This window comes from Candidatus Defluviilinea gracilis (genome assembly GCF_057138825.1).
In genome coordinates, this window is record NZ_DBNHEF010000046.1 from 52,105 (window position 1) to 71,626 (window position 19,522).

At 50.1% G+C, this 19,522-nt stretch carries 20 protein-coding genes; 11 read left to right on the forward strand and 9 right to left on the reverse strand.

Annotated features, from left to right (window positions below):
- Positions 1-74: 74 nt before the first annotated feature.
- Together AC16KF_RS05915 and pstB are read right to left on the reverse strand one after the other, a co-directional pair.
- Positions 75-1,670, reverse strand: coding sequence for a phytoene desaturase family protein (locus AC16KF_RS05915; RefSeq protein ID WP_484036371.1), 1,596 nt, complete (start codon positions 1,668-1,670; stop codon positions 75-77).
- A gap of 767 nt (positions 1,671-2,437) precedes the next feature.
- On the reverse strand, positions 2,438-3,199 hold the full coding sequence (gene pstB, locus AC16KF_RS05920) for a phosphate ABC transporter ATP-binding protein PstB (RefSeq protein ID WP_484036372.1): 762 nt from the start codon (positions 3,197-3,199) through the stop codon (positions 2,438-2,440).
- Positions 3,200-3,634: 435 nt separating this feature from the next.
- On the opposite strand from pstB, the gene AC16KF_RS05925 reads away from it, so the two are divergent.
- From AC16KF_RS05925 to AC16KF_RS05975, 11 genes are all read left to right on the forward strand, one after another.
- Positions 3,635-4,504: a phosphate ABC transporter substrate-binding protein gene (locus AC16KF_RS05925; RefSeq protein ID WP_484036373.1), complete on the forward strand. Its 870-nt coding sequence runs from the start codon at positions 3,635-3,637 to the stop codon at positions 4,502-4,504.
- 172 nt (positions 4,505-4,676) lie between these two features.
- Positions 4,677-5,573 (forward strand): phosphate ABC transporter permease subunit PstC, encoded by an 897-nt coding sequence (pstC, locus tag AC16KF_RS05930; protein WP_484036374.1) that lies wholly within the window; start codon positions 4,677-4,679, stop codon positions 5,571-5,573.
- A gap of 159 nt (positions 5,574-5,732) precedes the next feature.
- Positions 5,733-6,899, forward strand: a complete 1,167-nt coding sequence (locus tag AC16KF_RS05935) for an ATP-binding protein (protein ID WP_484036375.1) — start codon at positions 5,733-5,735, stop codon at positions 6,897-6,899.
- The gene (gene pstA / locus AC16KF_RS05940; RefSeq protein ID WP_484036376.1) at positions 6,896-7,768 is read left to right on the forward strand and encodes a phosphate ABC transporter permease PstA; all 873 of its coding nucleotides are present in this window, start codon (positions 6,896-6,898) and stop codon (positions 7,766-7,768) included. Before AC16KF_RS05935 ends, pstA begins: the two co-directional genes overlap by 4 nt.
- A 59-nt stretch (positions 7,769-7,827) precedes the next feature.
- Positions 7,828-8,583 carry a phosphate ABC transporter ATP-binding protein gene (locus AC16KF_RS05945; protein WP_484036377.1) on the forward strand — a complete coding sequence of 252 codons (756 nt, stop codon included), beginning with the start codon at positions 7,828-7,830 and terminating at the stop codon, positions 8,581-8,583.
- A gap of 350 nt (positions 8,584-8,933) precedes the next feature.
- The gene (locus AC16KF_RS05950) at positions 8,934-9,164 is read left to right on the forward strand and encodes a DUF433 domain-containing protein (protein ID WP_484036378.1); all 231 of its coding nucleotides are present in this window, start codon (positions 8,934-8,936) and stop codon (positions 9,162-9,164) included.
- Entirely contained in the window at positions 9,161-9,523 is a 363-nt protein-coding gene (locus tag AC16KF_RS05955) for a DUF5615 family PIN-like protein (protein ID WP_484036379.1), read from the forward strand. The genes AC16KF_RS05950 and AC16KF_RS05955 overlap by 4 nt, the downstream gene beginning before the upstream one ends.
- 353 nt (positions 9,524-9,876) lie before the next feature.
- A complete protein-coding gene (locus AC16KF_RS05960) occupies positions 9,877-10,146 on the forward strand; it encodes a BrnT family toxin (RefSeq protein ID WP_484036380.1) in 270 nt (89 codons plus the stop codon).
- A complete protein-coding gene (locus tag AC16KF_RS05965) occupies positions 10,143-10,397 on the forward strand; it encodes a BrnA antitoxin family protein (RefSeq protein WP_484036381.1) in 255 nt (84 codons plus the stop codon). Before AC16KF_RS05960 ends, AC16KF_RS05965 begins: the two co-directional genes overlap by 4 nt.
- 104 nt (positions 10,398-10,501) lie before the next feature.
- Complete coding sequence (locus tag AC16KF_RS05970; protein ID WP_484036382.1) at positions 10,502-10,714, forward strand: type II toxin-antitoxin system HicB family antitoxin; 213 nt, start codon at positions 10,502-10,504, stop codon at positions 10,712-10,714.
- Positions 10,714-10,941, forward strand: a complete 228-nt coding sequence (locus AC16KF_RS05975) for a type II toxin-antitoxin system HicA family toxin (protein WP_484036445.1) — start codon at positions 10,714-10,716, stop codon at positions 10,939-10,941. The genes AC16KF_RS05970 and AC16KF_RS05975 overlap by 1 nt, the downstream gene beginning before the upstream one ends.
- A gap of 383 nt (positions 10,942-11,324) precedes the next feature.
- On the opposite strand, the gene AC16KF_RS05980 is transcribed toward AC16KF_RS05975, so the two are convergent.
- The 7 genes from AC16KF_RS05980 to AC16KF_RS06010 form a co-directional block, all read right to left on the reverse strand.
- Positions 11,325-12,227 (reverse strand): Ig domain-containing protein, encoded by a 903-nt coding sequence (locus tag AC16KF_RS05980; RefSeq protein WP_484036383.1) that lies wholly within the window; start codon positions 12,225-12,227, stop codon positions 11,325-11,327.
- Between the two features lie 10 nt (positions 12,228-12,237).
- Positions 12,238-13,218 (reverse strand): hypothetical protein, encoded by a 981-nt coding sequence (locus AC16KF_RS05985; RefSeq protein ID WP_484036384.1) that lies wholly within the window; start codon positions 13,216-13,218, stop codon positions 12,238-12,240.
- Positions 13,219-13,233: 15 nt separating this feature from the next.
- Positions 13,234-14,220: a hypothetical protein gene (locus AC16KF_RS05990; RefSeq protein WP_484036385.1), complete on the reverse strand. Its 987-nt coding sequence runs from the start codon at positions 14,218-14,220 to the stop codon at positions 13,234-13,236.
- Between the two features lie 264 nt (positions 14,221-14,484).
- Positions 14,485-16,821 (reverse strand): molybdopterin cofactor-binding domain-containing protein, encoded by a 2,337-nt coding sequence (locus tag AC16KF_RS05995; RefSeq protein WP_484036386.1) that lies wholly within the window; start codon positions 16,819-16,821, stop codon positions 14,485-14,487.
- Positions 16,822-16,900: 79 nt separating this feature from the next.
- Positions 16,901-17,683 carry a cyclase family protein gene (locus AC16KF_RS06000; RefSeq protein WP_484036387.1) on the reverse strand — a complete coding sequence of 261 codons (783 nt, stop codon included), beginning with the start codon at positions 17,681-17,683 and terminating at the stop codon, positions 16,901-16,903.
- 59 nt (positions 17,684-17,742) lie between these two features.
- The gene (locus AC16KF_RS06005; protein ID WP_484036388.1) at positions 17,743-18,234 is read right to left on the reverse strand and encodes a four helix bundle protein; all 492 of its coding nucleotides are present in this window, start codon (positions 18,232-18,234) and stop codon (positions 17,743-17,745) included.
- Positions 18,235-18,278: 44 nt separating this feature from the next.
- On the reverse strand, positions 18,279-19,481 hold the full coding sequence (locus AC16KF_RS06010; RefSeq protein WP_484036389.1) for a YlbE family protein: 1,203 nt from the start codon (positions 19,479-19,481) through the stop codon (positions 18,279-18,281).
- Between the last annotated feature and the right edge of the window lie 41 nt (positions 19,482-19,522).

A 19,522-nucleotide genomic window follows, 5' to 3' on the forward strand; every position in this document is an offset into this window, starting at 1 on the left:
TTCTCAATCTCCAGTCTCTAGTCTCCAATTACCAATTACCAATCTCCAATTCTCCAATCTCCAATTACCACTTACTAATTACCATCCTTCAAAATCTCCTTCGCCGCCAACATCCCCGCCGCGCCCATGACTCCGCCGCCAGGATGCGCGCCGCTGGCGCCGAAATAATATCCTTTGAGCGGCGTGCGGAAATCTGCCCATTGCGGCGTGGGGCGCAGGAAAAAGATTTGATGCAGCAACAACTCGCCGTGAAAAATATTTCCGCCCGTGATGCCCGCGATGCGTTCGATATCTTTCGGCGAAATGACTTGCATGCCCACAATACATTTGCGAATGTTTGGCGCATATTGCTCGATGGTTGAGATCACGGCTTCACCGAGTTCGTTTCGTTTTTCATCGTTCCATCCGCCCTCCAAATCATACGGCGCATATTGCACAAAACACGACATCACATGCTGACCAGGCGGCGCCATATCGGGGTCAATCATCGAAGGGAAAATCATATCGAGATACGGTCGCTTCGAAATCTGACCATACTTCGCGTCGTCATACGCGCGCTCGATATAGTCAATGCTCGGGCTGATCGAAACCGCGCCGCGATGCAGGATCGATTCGTGTCCCTTTTCAAACGGCATCGCCGTAAAGTTTGGCAGTTCGCTCAACGCGATATTAACTTTTCCCGACGAACCGCGCGTGCGAAAATTTTGAATGGACGTGACAAAATCATCGGGCAAATATTTTTGTTCAACAAATTGCAGGAACGTCCGCTTTGGATCGGCGGCAGACATGACGACTTTGGATTGAATCTCGTCGCCATTTTCAAGGATGACGCCCACTGCGCTTCCATTCTTGACCTTGACCTGACTCACCGAACAACCAACTCTGATCTCCACCCCGAGCGCTTGCGCCGCGTTAAGAATGGAGCCGCTGACTCCGCCAGAGCCGTTCTTGGCAAAACCCCACGCGCGGAAGGCGCCGTCAATTTCGCCCATGTAATGATGGAGCAGAACATACGCCGTCCCAGGCGAGCGCGGACCTAAAAATGTACCGATGATTCCGCTGGCGGCTTTTGTCCCTTTGAGCGCGTCGGTCTCGAACCACTCTTCAAGCAAATCCGCGGATGATTGTGTGGCGAGTTTGGCAATCGTATAAAGTTCTTTTTCTTTTAAACTTGCCGCATATTGACCGACTTTCAATAATCCCAGCATGTCACGAATACTTAACGAGGATGGGTCGGGCGGAATCAAATTGATGATCGGCTTGATCGCCTTTGCCGCACGCGCCATCACACGCGCATACTCATCATACGCTTCTGCATCTTTCGGCGAGTGACGATAAATCTCACGGCGGGTTAGATCATGGTCATCCCACGCGGCGAGATAATCTCCGTTTTCCATCGGCGTGAATGTGCTTGGTAACGGCAGGATTTTGAGTCCATGCTTAGGCAATTCCAAATCACGGATGATCTCTGGGCGCAACAGACTCACCACATACGAAAACTCGGTGAACTTGAACCCAGGAAAAATCTCCTCCGTCACCGCCGCCCCACCGACGATGTGTCTGCGCTCCAGCACGACAACTTTCTTGCCCGCTTTGGCTAGGTAAGCGGCGGCGACAAGTCCGTTATGTCCCCCGCCGATGATGATTGCGTCGTATTGATTGGATGTCATGAACAATTCCTTCTCCATGTTTTCAACAATAATGAAATGTCGATATTAATCCACGCGCCAAATAGGTCAAGAAAAAAGCGAAAATATAGGCTCAAAAAACACCTCCCATAAATTTTACCCGAGAGCGACAAAGTCGCCACTGCTAAAGACGCGCTCCTTTTATGTCAAACCTCGAACGAGTTGACGTCTTCCGATCTGCGTCCAGCCAGATCAAAATTTCTTAAGGCTTGCGAAATCCCTTCCTTTCGATTCCGTTAGGTCGACCATTGCATAATTGTTGTGCGTCCGCAAACCTATTGCAAAGCACAAGTGGATGACTCCGTGCTATCCTGTGCGCATGGAAATATTCCTGTTCGCCGCGACATCAATGCTCATCGCAGTTTTCATCACCGATACATTTCAAAAGCGGCGCGCCTTCCTGTGCCAGCAGGTTGAGGTCGCAAAGCAACAGCCGACGATCAGGAAATAGTTTCATTCTCTCCTCAGCGCACAAGAGCCGGGTCTCCTCCCCGGCTCTTGTGCCGTTAAATGATAGGTGAAGCCCAATCTCCACCGCGTGACGAATATCTGCGAACGGACGGTGTTCATTGTGACGGGTGACATGAAAGAGATCAAAGCGACGGATGATGAGTTCTGGAAGGGACAGCATTCGTGAGGCGGTAAGTGGTAATTGGTAAATAGTAATTGAACAGCGCGGACATTGAATATTGTCCGCGCTGTTCCTTGTTTACGTGTTTATTTTTTTACCTGTCTACTTGGTTTACCCCTCATCCCATCCTCCCTGTGATGTATGCCTCCGTCAATTCTTGCTTCGGCTTCGTGAACATGGAGTTGGTTTCTGAAAACTCCACCAGCTCCCCCAGCCAGAACAGACCTGTGTAATCGGACACGCGCGCGGCTTGTTGCATGTTGTGCGTGACGATGACGATGGTGTAATCCTGTTTCAGTTCGGCGATGAGTTCCTCCACGCGCAGGGTGGCGATCGGGTCGAGCGCGGACGTGGACTCGTCCATCAGGATCACTTCGGGTTGCACGGCGATGACACGCGCGATGCACAGTCGTTGTTGCTGACCCAGCGCGAGACTCAACGCGTCGGCTTTGAGGTCGTCTTTCACATCGTCCCACAGCGCGGCGCGTTCGAGGCTTTCGCGGACGACCTTGTCCATGTCCACATCCATACCCATCACGCGCGGACCGAACGCCACGTTGTCGTAAATGGACTGTGGAAACGGATTCGGCTTCTGAAACACCATGCCCACGCGCTGACGTAAATTGACCACGTCCATTTTCTCGCCGTAAATGTCTTCACCGTTGAGGAAAATCTTCCCATCCACGCGCGTGCCTGCGATAGTGTCGTTCATCCGATTGAGACAGCGCAAAAACGTGGACTTGCCGCATCCCGACGGACCGATGAGCGCGGTCACTTTGCGCGGCTGGATCTCGATGTTGATGTTCGAAAGAGTCTTCGCGTTGGTGTTGTAGTAAAAGTCCAAGTTTTGGACGGAGAAGGCGGATTGAGTCGAACTCATGGGGAGATTTTATCAGAACAAGGCTTGCGTTGAGTTCATCGAAACGATGAAAGCTTGCCCTGAGCCGCGTCGAAGGGATGAAGCCCACTTTTGCAAACTGATAAATGATACTAGCGATAAACCCGATATGAATTTTGCCACAGAACCAATCCCGAAGGGATGACAAGATTCTAAACACAGCGAAATGAGTATCCAAATCCCGAAGGGATGACATAAATTTGCCGCCTCTGACACCCCTTCGGGGTCTGTGGCTGATTGATGTATTGCTCAGTTTAATTGTTGACCTGCAATAGCGGGCTTGGTAGGAATAGCGTGGACATTTACGTCCATGTGGGACTGAAGCGGAGAAAAATGTTGAAGAAACAGAATCAGCCCGAAGGGAGTCTGAAGCGCAGTTCTTCATCCAGTGAATGCTTTCGACTATAATTCGTCTCAATGAAGCGCATCTTTATTTTCTTTCTTCTTTCCTCTTTCATTATTGTCTCTTGTAGTTCATCGTCACAATCCCCATCCAACCCGTCAACAAAATATATCGAAAACAAAGGCTCGGATACGATCGTGAATCTCGCGCTCGCGTGGGCGGAACGATACCAAAACGAACACGCCGATGTGCGCATTTCGGTGACGGGCGGAGGCTCTGGCACGGGTATCGCCGCGCTCATCAACAACACCGTGGACATTGCGAGCGCGTCGCGCAGTATCAAAGAGGAAGAGATCGAAGCGGCGAAGGCGAACGGCGTGAATCCTGTGGAGCATGTCATTGCGCGTGATGCGATTGCGGTGATCGTGAATCCTGAAAATCCTGTTTCAGAATTGACGCTCCAACAGATCGCCGATATTTACAGCGGCAAAATCAACAACTGGATCGAAGTCGGCGGCGAAGACAGACCCATCGTGCGGCTTTCGCGCGAGACCAACTCTGGCACGCATGTCTATTTTTTAGAAACGGTCTTGCGGTTGGGTGAGAAAGAAAATAAAACATTGTTTTCAACGGATACATTGCTATTGCCTTCATCGGAGGGTATCATTCTCGAAGTGCGTCAAAACCCGAACGCGATCGGCTATGATGGCTTGGGCTACGTGCCGCATGATTTGAAAATGATCGCCATCGCAAAAGAAGACGGCGTGCCATACGTTTTGCCCGCCATTGCAACCGTCAACGATAAAAGTTATCCGATTGCGCGCGATCTGTACATGTACACGGACGGCGAACCGACGGGCGTCGTCAAGGAATATCTCGATTGGATTCTTTCGGACGAAGCGCAGGAAATCGTGGCGGAACTTGGCTTTGTGCCTGTGGAATAAATCTTTAAACACAAAGGACACGAAGTACACAAAGTTGTGTTTAAGCGATGGTTGTGAAGCCTTACCCTAGACCAGCTCGAAAGATGATCGAAAAGAAATCCTCAAGTTGCGCTGACCATTAAACCTTAGTGACCTTAGTGACCTTCGTGTCCTTCGTGGTAGGAAAAAGAAAATGGAAAAATCTTTGAACTGGCGTGAACACGTCATCACGCGACTCATCCAAGCCTCGGGCTACTCAGCCATCGTGTTCGTCGCGCTGATCTTTTTCTTCCTCATCCGCGAGGGTAGCCCGACTCTCGGCGAAGTAAATCTCTCCAACCTCTTCAGCGCGCGCTGGTATCCCATCGAAAATTATTTCGGCATCTTGCCGCTCATCACAGGTTCGCTCGTCGTCACCATCGGTGCAATGCTCATCGCATTTCCATTGGGCATCGGCACCGCAGTCTACATCGCGGAGATCGCCCCGCGATGGATGCGCGAGATTCTCAAACCTCTTGTGGAATTGCTTGGCGGACTCCCCTCGGTCGTGTTGGGATTTCTTGGGATTCTGCTCGTCTCCCCATTCTTACGCGTCTTTCTCGACCTTCCAACTGGTCTCACAGCGTTTACTGGGTCCATCCTCCTCGGCGGGATCGCCGTGCCGACAATCGTGTCCGTGGCAGAGGACGCGCTCGACGCAGTCCCGCGTTCGTATCGTGAAGGCGCGTGGGCGCTCGGCGCGACTCGCTGGCAGACGATCTGGCGCGTGACATTGCCCGCCGCGAAATCGGGCGTGCTCACCGCCGTCATGCTCGGCATCGGACGCGCCATCGGCGAAACAATGACCGTGATGATGGTGACGGGCAACGCGCCTGTGCTGGCGGTCAAACTCGGCAGTTGGTTCTCCCCCGTCCGCACGATGACGGCGACCATCGCCGCGGAAATGGGCGAGGTCGCAAATGGAAGCGTCCACTATCACACGTTGTTCTTCATCGGTATGGTGTTGTTCCTGATCTCGTTAGGCGTAAATATCGCCGCCTCGTCGGTTGTCTTCCGCGCCAAGAAACGGGCGGAGAGGATCCTTTCCTGAACGGGACTTACGCAGTTGGCGGGCAGTTCGATTTGCCAAGCAAATCGTGCCGCCGCCGCAGTGCAACTACGGCGGTACAGGTTAACTGCGTAAATCTACGGAAAATACTTTCTGTTAACCATGCTTGACAAAAAGTATGGCATTGTGTAAAGTATAGATATGATTATCGAGAGAGACATCTACAAATCGATTGCTCCTGTGCTTCAATCTCCTGAAGCAATTGTTATTACAGGAATGAGGCGGGTCGGGAAAACCACCCTGCTTAACTATATCTATGAACAAATACCTTCCCAAAACAAACTATATCTCGACCTTGAAAATCCTCGCAACCAACTCTATTTTCAAGAAGTGGACTATAACGCCGTAAAAAAGAATCTGGAGTTGCTTGGCTTGCAAAAAGATTCACGCGCGTATGTGTTTCTGGATGAGATCCAATGGGTAAAACAACTGCCCTCCGTTGTGAAATACCTCATTGATACCTATCAAATCAAATTCATTTTGAGCGGGTCTTCCAGTTTTTACCTGAAGAATCAGTTTTCCGAATCGTTGTCAGGACGCAAATTTATTTTCGAACTCTATCCCCTGAACTTTTCCGAGTTCTTGCGAATTCAACAGGCGCCCGTGCCTCAGGAAAAATATACGCAGGCGTCGCCCGCCCTGTACGCCACCTATAAATCCTATGTGGATGAATACTTGAAGTTTGGCGGATTCCCAGGCGTTGTGGTGAAAACGACCGAGGCTGAAAAACGCGCCGCGCTCGATGATATTTTCACTTCCTATTATCAATTGGAGGTGTTGCAATTTAGCGATTTTCGCAAGAGTCATAAATTAAGAGATTTGCTTTTCCTGGTCATGGAGCGGACGGGCTCCAAATTCGACGCCCAGAAACTTGCGACCGTTTTGGGGGTCGCGCGACAGACGTTGATGGAATACATGGCTTTTCTGGAAGGCACGTATTTCATCAAAATCATCAAGCCTCATACGGTTAATAAAGACGTGGAGATCCGCAAGTCGGGAAAGATCTATGTGTGCGACCCTGGTCTCGTTCGTCAATTCTCCCAAGTGGACGAGGGCGCCTTGTTTGAAAATGCTGTTTTTTGGAATTTGCCGCAGACGGAAAGAGTGCAATACTATCAACGAAAGAACGGCGCGGAGATCGATTTTGTCGTCAATGGCAGTCATGCGTATGAAGCAAAACTTCACGCTAGTCGGGAAGATTTTAATAAACTGCAAAATCTCGCGCGAAATATCGGCATCGAAACTGCCAGCATCGTCAGTCGCGAATATGTTTCCATACAAAATGCTTTGTACCTGTTCAATTTATGAAATCCATCGCCAAACTCTTCACCCTCAACCGCCACCTCACCGAACGAATCGGATTCACCGCCATCACCCTTATGGCGATGGTCACTGTGTTGCCCATTGTGGGCACGGTCATCTACATCCTCGTCCAGGGCGCGCCCGCGATCTCGTTGGAATTCATCACAGGCTTTCCGCGTGACGGGATGCGCGAAGGCGGAATCCTGCCTGCCATCATCGGCACGCTGTATCTCGCACTTGGCACAGCCATATTTTCTGTTCCGTTGGGGATTGCGGCGGCGATCTATCTTTCAGAATATGCCTCCGACACGCCGTTGACTCGCACGATTCGAATCGCCATCATCAACCTCGCAGGGATTCCATCCGTCGTCTACGGCTTGTTCGGGCTGGGACTGTTCGTGCTCTTCCTCAACTTCGGCACATCCATCCTCGCCGCCTCGTTGACACTTTCGATCATGACCCTGCCTGTCATCATCAGCACAGCGGAGGAGGCGTTACGCGCCGTGCCGCAATCGTTCCGCACCGTGAGCATCTCCCTCGGCGCGACACGCTGGCAGACCATCCGTCGAATCGTGTTGAAAGAAGCGTTGCCTGGAATTCTCACAGGAGTCATCCTCGGTCTCAACCGCGCTGTTGGTGAAACCGCGCCAATTTTGTTCACAGGCGCGGCGTTCTTTTTGCCGCGTCTCCCCAACTCACCCTTCGACGCGACGATGGCATTGCCATATCACCTCTTTGTGATCTCAACGCAAGTCCCTGAGATGCCAGTAAAAATTCAATACGGCACTGCGCTTGTGTTGCTTGCCTTTGTGTTGACCATGAATCTTATCGCCACCGTCATCCGTTCGCGGGCGAGGGCGAGGAGACAATGGTGAATTCGTTACGCAATACGCAGTACGGAGTATCGTATTGCGTATTGCGTACTGCGTAAACAATGAACAAGATAATTGTCGAATCCCTCTCCCTCCAATACTCCGACGGCACCGAGTCGCTACGGGATGTCAGCCTCAACATCCGTCAGAACGCGGTGACGGTGTTGTTCGGTCCCGCGGGCGGAGGCAAATCCACCCTGCTCCGTTGTTTGAATCGACTCAACGATCTCGCCGAAGTCAAAGCCTCGTCGGGGCGTATCCTCATTGACGGGGAAAATATCCTCGACCCAAAATTGGACGTGATCGCGTTGCGTCGCAAAGTGGGCATGGTCTTTGCGCGACCTGTGCCTCTGCCGATGAGCATCCGCGAGAATGTCACGTATGCGCTGGAACTCGCGGGCGAAAAACGCCGCGTCAAATTGGATGAAGCGGTGGAGCGCAGTCTCAAACTCGCCGCGATCTGGGATGAAGTGAAAGACCGCCTCGACGCCCCCGCCATCGCCCTCTCAGGCGGACAGCAGCAACGCGTCTGCCTCGCCCGCGTGCTGGCTCTACAACCCGAAATTATCCTCCTCGACGAGCCGACATCGGGACTTGACCCGATCTCCACAGGAAAAGTCGAAGCCGCGTTGCAGGAATTAAAAAAGGATTACACCATCATCCTCGTGCCGCATTCCGTGCAACAGGCGGGACGCACCGCCGATTACGCCGCGTTCTTTTTGCAAGGCGAGTTAGTTGAATACGGCGAAGGCAAGTCGCTATTCACCGCGCCGAAGCAGAAAAAAACAGAGGATTATGTGACGGGGAGGTTTGGGTGATGAAATTTATCAGAAGAGGAAACGACCAAAGAAACGCTATTGATGATGGAGAGGGGCTAACGGACACGCCGATCAATCGTCGCAATCGAGGTGAGGTCCAAAACCCCTCTCCCATCTGCCCCTAACCCTAAAGGGCGCTTCGCGAGGGGGAGATGCCCAAACATCTCAAACAAAACTTTTCCTTGGAAACCCAACGACCTCATCAGCCAGAAAAGAAATCAAGCCCATGCCATCTCCTTTAGGAGAGGGGCAAGCCGTCGTGCCGAGTATTACGGTTATCTGGGTGAGGTCCAAAAGGACGGATAAGAAAGAATATCAGGTTGGGGTAAAATACAAGCAGGAGCACGAATATGAAAAACCTGAAACGCATAACCTTTGATCCCAACGTAATGGGCGGCAAGCCAACCATTCGCGGTCTGCGCGTGACGGTAGGGACGATTATCGGTCTCATTGCTGCTGGACGAGATTTCAAAGAGATTCTCAAGGCTTATCCATATCTTGAAGAAGAGGATATTCGCGAAGCCTTGACTTATGCCGCGTGGCGCGTGGAAGAAATTGAGTTGCCGCTGGCGAGCGCATGAAGATCGTCATTGACATGAACCTTTCGCCCGATTGGGTGAAAGTGTTGAAAGATGCAGGTTGGGAATCAGTTCATTGGTCAACAGTGGGGGATATGCGCGCCACAGACGATGTCATCATGTCATGGGCGCGTGAAAATGGTTATGTCGTTTTCACTCACGATTTGGATTTTGGCGTTCTGTTGGCATTGACACAGGCAGAAAGCCCAAGCGTGATTCAAGTTCGCACGCAGGATGTGTTTCCCGAAGCTCTAGGCAAACGATTGGTAAAAGTTTTGCAGGAACATCAGGCGACTTTGGAAAAAGGCGCATTACTGACGGTGGATGAAGTTAAAGCGCGAGTTCGTGTCTTGCCGTTTTGATAAACAAAACCCCTCTCCCGTCTACCACTCGCTACGCTCGGGTACGATGTCCCCCAAGGGGGAGATGCCAATCCTCCTCGAACAAAACATTGACCTGGAAAATCAACAAAGCCATGAACCGAACAGCCCCCTTCCCGTCCTTCGACAGGCTCAGGGCAAGTTTGGGAAGCGCCGCGCTGAGCGTGCCGAAGCGGGCGGGGGGATAGGTCAAGCCGTCGCGCCGAGTATTACGATTATCGGGGTGAGGTCAAACGGATGCGCGAATCAATCATCAAAATTGAGGTGAGGCTCAACCGAAAAAGAAGAATTTGCAGTCTTGCGCCTGTGTACATTTGTGCATATAATGGTTGATAATGAGTTACGAATGGGATCCCAACAAGGAAAAATCGAACTTCAGAAAACACGGCATTAAATTTGCGGATGCTGTGGGAGTCTTTGAGGATGAGAATGCCATCACGATTGAAGACGATGATGCAAGAGAAAGCCGCTTCATCACCATCGGCATGGACTTTTTGAACCGCATCCTGGTCGTGGTTTATACGTTTCGTAACATTGTTATTCGGATTATTTCCGCGCGAAAAGCGACCGCGCGCGAAAGAAAGATATACGAGGAACAGAGATGAAAAAAGAATACGATTTCAGCAAAGGCAAGCGCGGAGCAGTTCGCCCTGCGCCGAAAGGAAAGACCCGCATTACCATCCGCATTGACGATGACATTCTGGATTGGTTTCGCGGTGAAGTTGACGCGGCAGGAGGCGGGAATTACCAAACGTTTATCAACAATGCTTTACGCGAACACATTACGCGCCAGCAGGAACCCATCGAAGTAATTCTACGGCGGGTGGTTCGTGAAGAATTGCAAAGCGCTGCGTAGTCAGCAGAAAACTACCCCTCTTCATTTCCCCCTAACGCTAAAGGGTTCTTCGCGAAGGGGCAAACATGAGAGGTATAATACCGTCAATCTTCGAAAGGATGAAAATGACAAAGGAATTCAACGTTGTGATCGAACGAGACGAGGAAGGTTATTACGTTGCCAGCGTCCCTGAATTGCAGGGATGTCACACACAAGCCAAGTCATTGGATAAACTGATGGAGCGAATCCGTGAGGCGATTGAGTTGTGTCTCGAAATGGAAGGGGATTTCGTTTCGAACGAGTTTATCGGCGTGCAAAGGATTGCCGTTGAAGTATGATGGCGAAAATGGCGCGGCTGACAGGGCAGGAAGTTATCGCCGCATTGAAAAAGGCGGGATTTGAAGTCTTGCGTATCAAGGGAAGTCATCATTTTATGGGGCACACAGACGGCAGGCGAACCGTTGTGCCTGTGCATCGCGGCGAAATTATTGGACCAGGGTTGATGCTGAAAATTCTACGCGACTGCGAGATCGAGCGCGATGAATTTATGAAGTTGACGAAATGAAGAAGGTTCGAGAAATCCGAAGTCGTGTGGCTTCGGATTTTTTGTTATGGCAGAAACCCCTCTCCCGTCTCCCCCGAGGGGGAGATGCCCAAGCCTCCTCGAACAAAACATTGACTTGGAAAATCAACAAAGCCATCAACCGACCAGCCCCCTTCCCATTTGGGAAGGGCGGGGGGATAGGTCAAGCCGTCGTGCCGATCATTACGTTTATCTGGGTGAGGTCCCAACACTTCGATCAATCGTCAGAATTGGGACGGAGTCTCTTGCGATGCAAGCATAGGATAGGAGGCATGCCATCAAAGACCGTCTTAAGAAAGTTCTGTCAGTTTGGATCATTTTGCACTTCACAAACTCACACGACAAAACGAAACTTGTAATCATCACTACCTTCGGAATCTCTTACGAAATCGAGTCCAAGGAGATTCATATGCTTCTTGACGAATTATCCCTTCCTCCCGATCTACAAAAAGTGTAACATACAGAATTATTACTAACAAAATATAGGCAATTACTCTCAATACAATTTCCAAATAGACAAACATCTTCTTCCACCATGAATCTGGGCCAGAATTAACAACTAAATGTATTTTCTGATTTAGGGATTCGCCTTGGCTATCTTTTACTTCTACCTCGAAGTCTCCATCAGATATTGTTGTGGGATTTCCTGTGATTTGACCATCTTCCGTCAAGTCAATCCCAGAGGGTAAATTTCCTTTTATGAGAACCCACGAGTATGGCGGAACTCCTCCAAAAGCAGATAATTGAAAAGAATAAGGAGAATTTATTTGTCCATCGGGAGCATAAACAGCATCACCTATTACATAAAGATTACGTTGGATATCCACCTCTTGCGAGCCGACTTGTAAAATTTCTAAAAAATACTCTTTCTGAGACGAGCGTTTATCATTATCATTTAAAGAAATAATAAACTGTGTTTGCTGTATCTTTTCGGGCGTTCCAGAAATAATACCGTTCTCTTCATCTAAACCGAGTCCGCCAGGTAGTGCGCCACTAATTATCTTCCAAGTATATGGGGTAGACCCACCTATTCCTGCAAGGGTTACGCTATACGGGCGGTTTGCTAACCCTGCAGGGAGTTCCACAGATATTATTCTCGGGGAAACTTCTGCAAGAGCATTCGAACCACCAACAAAAGCACTGACAATACTCAACATTACTATCATAAACATCAGTGCGGTGACAATAATCATAAACAAATCGACAAACCGCATTTCGATAGGCGGTTCGGCGGACCCATGTCTTTGTCCAAAGGATTTTCCAAACATATATTATCCTTTAGCGGGACACCCTTCTAAGGATGACCTCTTGGTCTTTATCCACGCTATTTTTCAATTCGCCAACTTTTTGTTGAATATTAGAAAGATTAGTATTGATCGATTCGAGATGTCGGTACAGACTACTATTATCTTGATTAATTTGAGATAATGCAGAAGAAAGCAAGTTTAGCTGCTGGCTTAGAGTCCTCATGTCACCAGATAAATTTTCTTGGCCGATAATATTACCTGGTGCTGCTTGAGCATCCTGAATTCTTGAAATTACCTTCAAGCACAGGGTGTCCGCCTCAAAGACAGCTCTTTCTTCTCGATGAAATACTAAAGATAAAAGTAGAAACATCAATACACTGCTGCCTAAAGCAAAAAGCGTAATATCAAAAGCTCCTGCTAAATGAGGAACGACATTGCTTACTAACAGGTTTCTTAAACCACTATAATCTTGTGTCGTTGTTAGCGCGGTACCTAGTCCTCCAATCGAGGCTGCCATCTCGTATGCTGTACCCATAAAACCCAATCCAGGAAGTGCCCAAACAAGGGCGCGCAAAGGTCCATACCCGCTATGGATATGTGCAGAATCTACACCTGACTGACCACCTAGTAATGTAGAAACCTTGTCGCTTGCGTTATGATCGTGCAAATTTTGTGAAATCAGCTGAAATCGTTCTTGTAATAACGAGCCCTTAAACCGTGTTTCTATCTTCTGAATATATCCTAATAATGAAGTTGCTTCACCTAACTCGAAACCACTCATTGCAATAATCCTGAGTTCCTTTGTTGCCCAATTGTTTCTAAAGTACAAAGAAATCAAACCCCAAAGAACTACCACCAGCACAAGGGTTGCGATTAAGCCTGGAATTGACGATTTCGAAATTAAATCATTGACAAACTCTACTCTGCTAAGCCACTGAAAGCGTGAGGCCAAGGCGACAAGGATTACACTTAAAATGCCAGGCCACCAAAATGAAGTAAAGCTACTTTTCATTCTTCCTCCCAGACACTAGATTTCTAAATTTTCAACATATGCAAAGGTCGTATTTGCTAGCGACTCTATAAATGTCTCTGTAATTCTGCCGCGCGCCCTTTTTGCTACATCTCTCTTAATTAATTCTTGTATCTGATTGCTATCATACTGGATTGCACCCTGCGTCGCCTCTTCGTATTCTTTTTCCTCAATTTCATCAACCCAAATGGTAGTAATCATTAACTCGACTCGTTCCCCATTTACGATACCAAGGTCTGAAAGCCTAGAATTTGAAACCAATTTGCCGTTATAAGACATTTGATAAGCAAAGTCAAATCTGATCATTAGCTCAGGAAACGGCTTGGTCTGTAGCAAGTTAAGCCTTTCCATAATAATATCTGCAAACTCACTTATATACAGGTCTTTTTCTACGCGAAACTTAAAGGATTTTTTGAAGCGATTTGATTTCACTCCTACCTCAATGAGGTTTTTTGGTTTTGCGACAGGTTTGTTCTTTTGATCGTCATAGATTGGTGCAATGAATTCTTTTATCTGATCTATAGCTTTGGAAGGATCAGAACCAGACACAAAAAAAGCTGTTCCGATATTCGTACCCCCTGAGATTGAACCTGCTTGAAAAGCAGTGTTAGCATTAGCGACATTTGAATTGATTTGTTCGCGGCGGATTTGTTCGAGTTCGTGTACTGAGCGACTTAGTTTTTGCAACAAATCCGAATCGCTTAACAAATACTGACTGAGGTGATATTCAACAACCGATTGGGTTTTTGGGTCTGTCGGATTTTTTTCAAAATTATCAATTAAGTCAGATGTGGTTTTTTCTTGTTCAAACTTGGGCTTGACAAGGTCGTATAAGTTTTTTGTTTTATCAAATAGAACGTCCGTTGTTTTCGTCCCTGCCTGTTTACCAATTCCCTTAGCGAACTCATCAACCAAACTTTTCAGATAAGGTATTAGAAAAGAAATCGCTGTTGATGTTATTGTTGAAATTAGAGTGGGGTCCATGCAATCATCTCCTCCAACATTTTGCCTATTATATTACTAATTTCCCAGATTGGAAATGACATCTTCATGGTTTCGCCCATTTGCCTTCATCGCGACTATACGAGAGTTTCATTCTCGCGAGGAAAAGCGCGACGATGCCTCTCGAAACAGAGTCAATCATTAGTAAAGAATGAAGCGAAACACTTCTCCCCCACCAAATTCTCCAATCCTCTAATTCTCCTCTTGCCAACCAGTCTCCAATCTCCAGTCTCTAATCTCTAATCTCTAATCTCTCTTATTCACAATCTCCCACAACCGATTCGAATTAATCGGTATCTCCAAAATCTCAAACTCCCGATCCCACAGCGCGTCCTCCAACGCCTGCGCGAACAGCGGACCGACGGGGATCGCGCCCGCTTCGCCCGCGCCTTTTACGCCCATCTCGTTGAGCGGCGAACGCGTTTCGCCATGCGCGGTTTCGATGCGCGGCACTTCGAGGCTGGTGGGCAGGTGATAATCCATGAACGTGCCGTTGAGCAGTTGCCCGTTTTCGTCGTAGGCGAGCCGCTCGTAAAACGCGTTGCCGATGCCCTGCGCCACGCCGCCGTGAATTTGCCCGTCGAGAATGAGCGGATTGATGACTCGTCCGCAATCGTGCGCCACCAAATATTTTTGGATGTGGATCTGCATCGTGTCGGGATTCACTTCCACGATCATCGCGTGGATGCCGCTCGCGGTTGCGCCTCTTTCTGGACCGAAATAGTTGGTCGCTTCCAACCCAGGCTCGGTGCCAGGCTTGACGGCTCCGCGCGTGGGATTCGCCTTGCCCGCCAGTTCGCCCAATGAAATGGACTGTCGCGGAATATCCTGCACGCGCACGAAGCCATCGTCGAGTTCGAGTTCATCTTCGGGCGCGTTGAAATGTTCTGAGGCGAGTTTGAGGATTTTCTTGCGCACAACTTTTGCGGCTTCATGGATGGCGTTGCCCGCCACCACCGCGCCGCGACTCGCAAACGTCCCCGCGCCCCAATAGAACTGGTCGGTGTCGCCCGTGACCACGTCAATCTTATCCACGCTCACGCCGAGTTGCTCCGCCACGATCTGCGCAAAACTCGTGAAGTGTCCCTGCCCCTGCGTGCCGACTCCCGTCACGACCGAGACTCGTCCACTGCTCATCACTTGCACCTTCGCGCCTTCGTACGGACCGATGCCTGTGCCTTCCACGTACGCCACGAGTCCAATGCCGACGTGTTTTCCTTCGGCGCGCAACTTCGGTTGAATCTCGGCGATGAATTTGTGATAGCCGATTTTTTCCAGCGCTTCATCGAGCAACGGTTCGTAGTTGCCGCTGTCGTACACGATCGGCGCAAAGTCTTGATAGATGATCTCGTTGTTGTATGGGAATTGATTCGGCTGGATAAAATTTCGCCGTCGGATTTCGGCGCGGTCAATCTTCAACTCTTTGGCGGCAATGTCCAACGCGCGTTCGATGACGAACACGCCATGCTGCCGCCCCGCGCCGCGATACGGCGTGACGATGGTCTTGTTGGTAAACACCGCCGTAAATTCGCTGTAATAATTTTTGATTTCATACAATCCCAACACATTGGCTTGCGAGTTGAGCGGCACGGTCAGTCCATACGGCGCATACGCGCCCGTGTCGTGCAGGAAAATATCATGCACGCCGAGAATGTGTCCCTCGATATCGAACGCAATTTCCGCATCGTGGATTTGTCCGCGTTCGTGCGTGGTCGCCACAAAATTTTCAGCGCGGTCTTCGATCCATTTGACGGGGCGGTTCAACTTCATCGCCGCCCACGGGACGAGCACTTCCTCCTGATAGAACATCATGATCTTCGGACCGAATCCGCCGCCGATGAACGGCGCGATCACGTGGACTTGCCGCTCCGACAGCCCAAGCATCCCCGCCAGCCCGTTTCGAATCACGACGGGAGCCTGAGTCGTGTCCCAGACGGTTAATCGCCCCGCGCGCTTATCCCACTCCGCCACGATGCCGCGATTCTCCATGGCGGCGGCGCATCCATGCTCGTAACTGAATCGCCGCTTGACGACGAGCGCCGCATCTTTCTTGATTGATTCGTAATCGCCCTTCGTCTGCACCACATGCGCCGCGACGTTCGATCCGATCTCCTCGTGGATGAGGACGCTATCGGACGCGAGCGCCTTTTCCATATCAACGACAGCGGCGAGCGGCTCGTAATCCACTTGGATATCCGCCAGCGCGTCTTCGGCGATGTAGCGACTCTCCGCCACCACCATCACGATCGGCTCCCCCGCAAACTTGACCTTGTCTTTTGCGAGCGGAACCTGCGTCTTTTCATTGAATGTAATATCCTTCACGGGCGGCGGCGAAACCAACAACGGACCAGGCTTCCAGTAATCGCCCAAGTCATTTGCCGTGTACACCGCAACCACGCCCGCGCGTCCCAACGCCTGCGAAACGTCAATATTATTTATCCGCGCATGAGCATACGGACTTCGCAAAAACGCCACATGCACCATGTGCGGCAAATCCACATCGTCCACATACAATCCCTGCCCCGTCAGCAGGCGCGGGTCCTCGTTGCGCTTAATCCGTTCGCCGAAATATCGAGTGGTCATAATTCTCCAATTCTCGTTCGTCCAATTCTCCAATTCTCAGACTCACGAATGCCGAGAATTGGAGAATTAGAGAATTTTTCTACGCCCACGCCACCGCCCTGCAAAACGCCGCCTCGCCGCCTTTGAACTTCCACGGGAAGACGCCGAGGGTGATGCGTTTGTTGTGCAGTTCTTTCAGTCCAATGTCACCGCCGAGATTTTCGACGTGCATGCAATCATGCGGGAACAAGGCGTTATGCGTGAGTTGATACGCCGAATCGGGGAACAACTCGTCCATTTTATCCGCGCCGAATTTCTTTTCTGTCAACGCGCGAACCTTCTGCCAATGTTCCAATCCGCCTTTGCCGAGGAAGCGACCGATGGGCAGGTTCATCGGATGGTCGGTGGAGATCATGTCCACGCCCCAGATGTGGATTTTCTTCTTCAACAACCAGTCGCAGATGCTGTAATGCGGACCTGGATGCCGTTGGATATATCTTTCCTCATCGCCATCTGGGCTAAAGAACGAATATTTGTGCCAGCCTGTGTGGATGAAGAGGATGTCGCCGTCTTTCACTTCGGCGCGCTTTTCGATATCCTCTGGCGTAAACATGCCGAGATCGTCGAGCATATCGCTCAGGTCAACGATAACGCCAGGTCCGTAGCACCATTCGATGGGAATCTGGTCAATGGTCTTGCCCTTCGTCACGAAATGCTTTGGCGCATCCAAATGCGTGCCCATGTGATTGGACGTCATAATGTATTGCGCATTCACTCCATGCTCCGATTTGCGCTTGATGTACTTCACCTCAAACGGCGGGTAGAAGGGCCAGAAGGAAGCGTCTTGGTTGAGGTCTTGGGAGAGGTCGTAGATTTTGGTCATGGTAGAACTCCTTTTTGATTTTGTTGGATGATTAAGAGAATTAGAGAATTGGAGAATTTTTAGGGTGGTGATTCGAGCCAGGCGAAGTCGGTTTCGTCAAAGAGGACATCGGGGAAATTATCTGGCAGGCGTGAGGTGAGATATTCGACGGGGCTTTCCTTCACGGTTTTGGCAACGGTGATTTCACCCGAGCGCTGACTTTTGAAACTGGAAATATACAAATTAAGTTGACGAGCAATTTCTGTCAACTTTGCGGCGTAATTCTTTGAATCGGCAACAGACATTAACTCTCGCGCAGATGAGCGATTTAGCCAATACTTTGTCTCAAACAAACTACCGCGAGCATAATACAAAAACTGAATCTTTTCCCCAAAATGATAACGCCCAAACGACTCGGCAATATTCGCTCCAATTGAATCCGCCGCGCGTGAAATCTGCTTGCCGACAACATCTTTGGCAAACTCATCCCAGCGTGAGGCGGCTTTGTAGACAGCATCAGTAATCTGCTCAACGCTCTTCAACACTCGCACATCTTCCAACGAAGTCGGCATCTCAACCTCCAACACCCAATTCTCTAATTCTCCAATTCTCTTCTTTAAAGCTCATACTTCTCCGCAAACGCCACCAACGCATCCTCAAAAATCTTCAACGGCGGTCTCACCAACCCAGCCCCCACCTGCCCCACCCCTGCATTTTTATGTGCAATACCCGTGTTGATGCGCGGCGTGATTCCTAATTCCACGACTTTGCGTAAATCAATTCCCGTCGGTGTGCCGCGAAATTCGAGCGATGGCATGGTGAAGAATTTGCTTTCGGCAAAAGTAATTTCATACATTTCGAGAGTCGCATTCATCGCATCTTTGGGCGTGCCACCGACGAACGTCACGATCGCGGGCGCGGTTGCCATGGCGAAGCCGCCGATGCCTGCGGTTTCGGTGATGGCGCTGTCGCCGATGTCGGGGTTGGCGTCGGCTTGAGAAAAGCCTGAGAAAAACAGACCAACTGGAATTTCGGCAGGAGCCGTGAACCATTGTCGCTCGCCGAGTCCGCTGACTCTGATTCCAAAATCCGTTCCATTGCGCGCCATCGTTGTGACGATCGTCGAGCCCTCAACGCCATGCGCGGCATCGGTCATCGCTTTGCACGCCGCCATCACGGGATTCAAAACACTCAGCGCATTGTCGCCGAGAAATTGCAACACCTCCGACTCCACCGAATCATCTTTGACAACTTTTGCGATCAACGGCGCGATCAATTTCAAATACAACAACGAGCCCGCCTTATTGCGATTGTGCCCCTCGTCGCCCATGTGCAACGCCTCCGCGATCAACGCGCGCATGTCGAGTCCGCTCGAACTCGCCAGCGCATCTGCCAACGCGACGCCCAACACATCGTTCATCCAATGCAATTTTTTCAACACCTCATCGCTGTACGCGCCGTATCGCAAAACTTTTCCGTAGCCTTCATTCAAATTGGAAAACGATTTATTTCCATGTTCGACATTTTCAACGACATAGACTTTCATCGAAGCGGATGTGACTCCCGCCATCGGACCGACCGCGCCATGATGATGACACGAATCAAACTCGACCTCGCCTCTTTCCACCATTGAGGTTGCCTCTGCTTCGGACGCCGCTACGCCCTCGAACAGCATCGCCCCGATGATCGCTCCGCGCAACGGACCCGACATCCGCGCCCACTCGATCGGCGGACCTGCGTGCAAAAATAAATTATCCTTCATTCCAGGGATAACATCCCGCGCAGTGGCGACGGCTTTGAGAATTGGTCTTGCATTCATTATCTTGTCAACAGCGATTTGGTTTGCATTGTTAATATCCA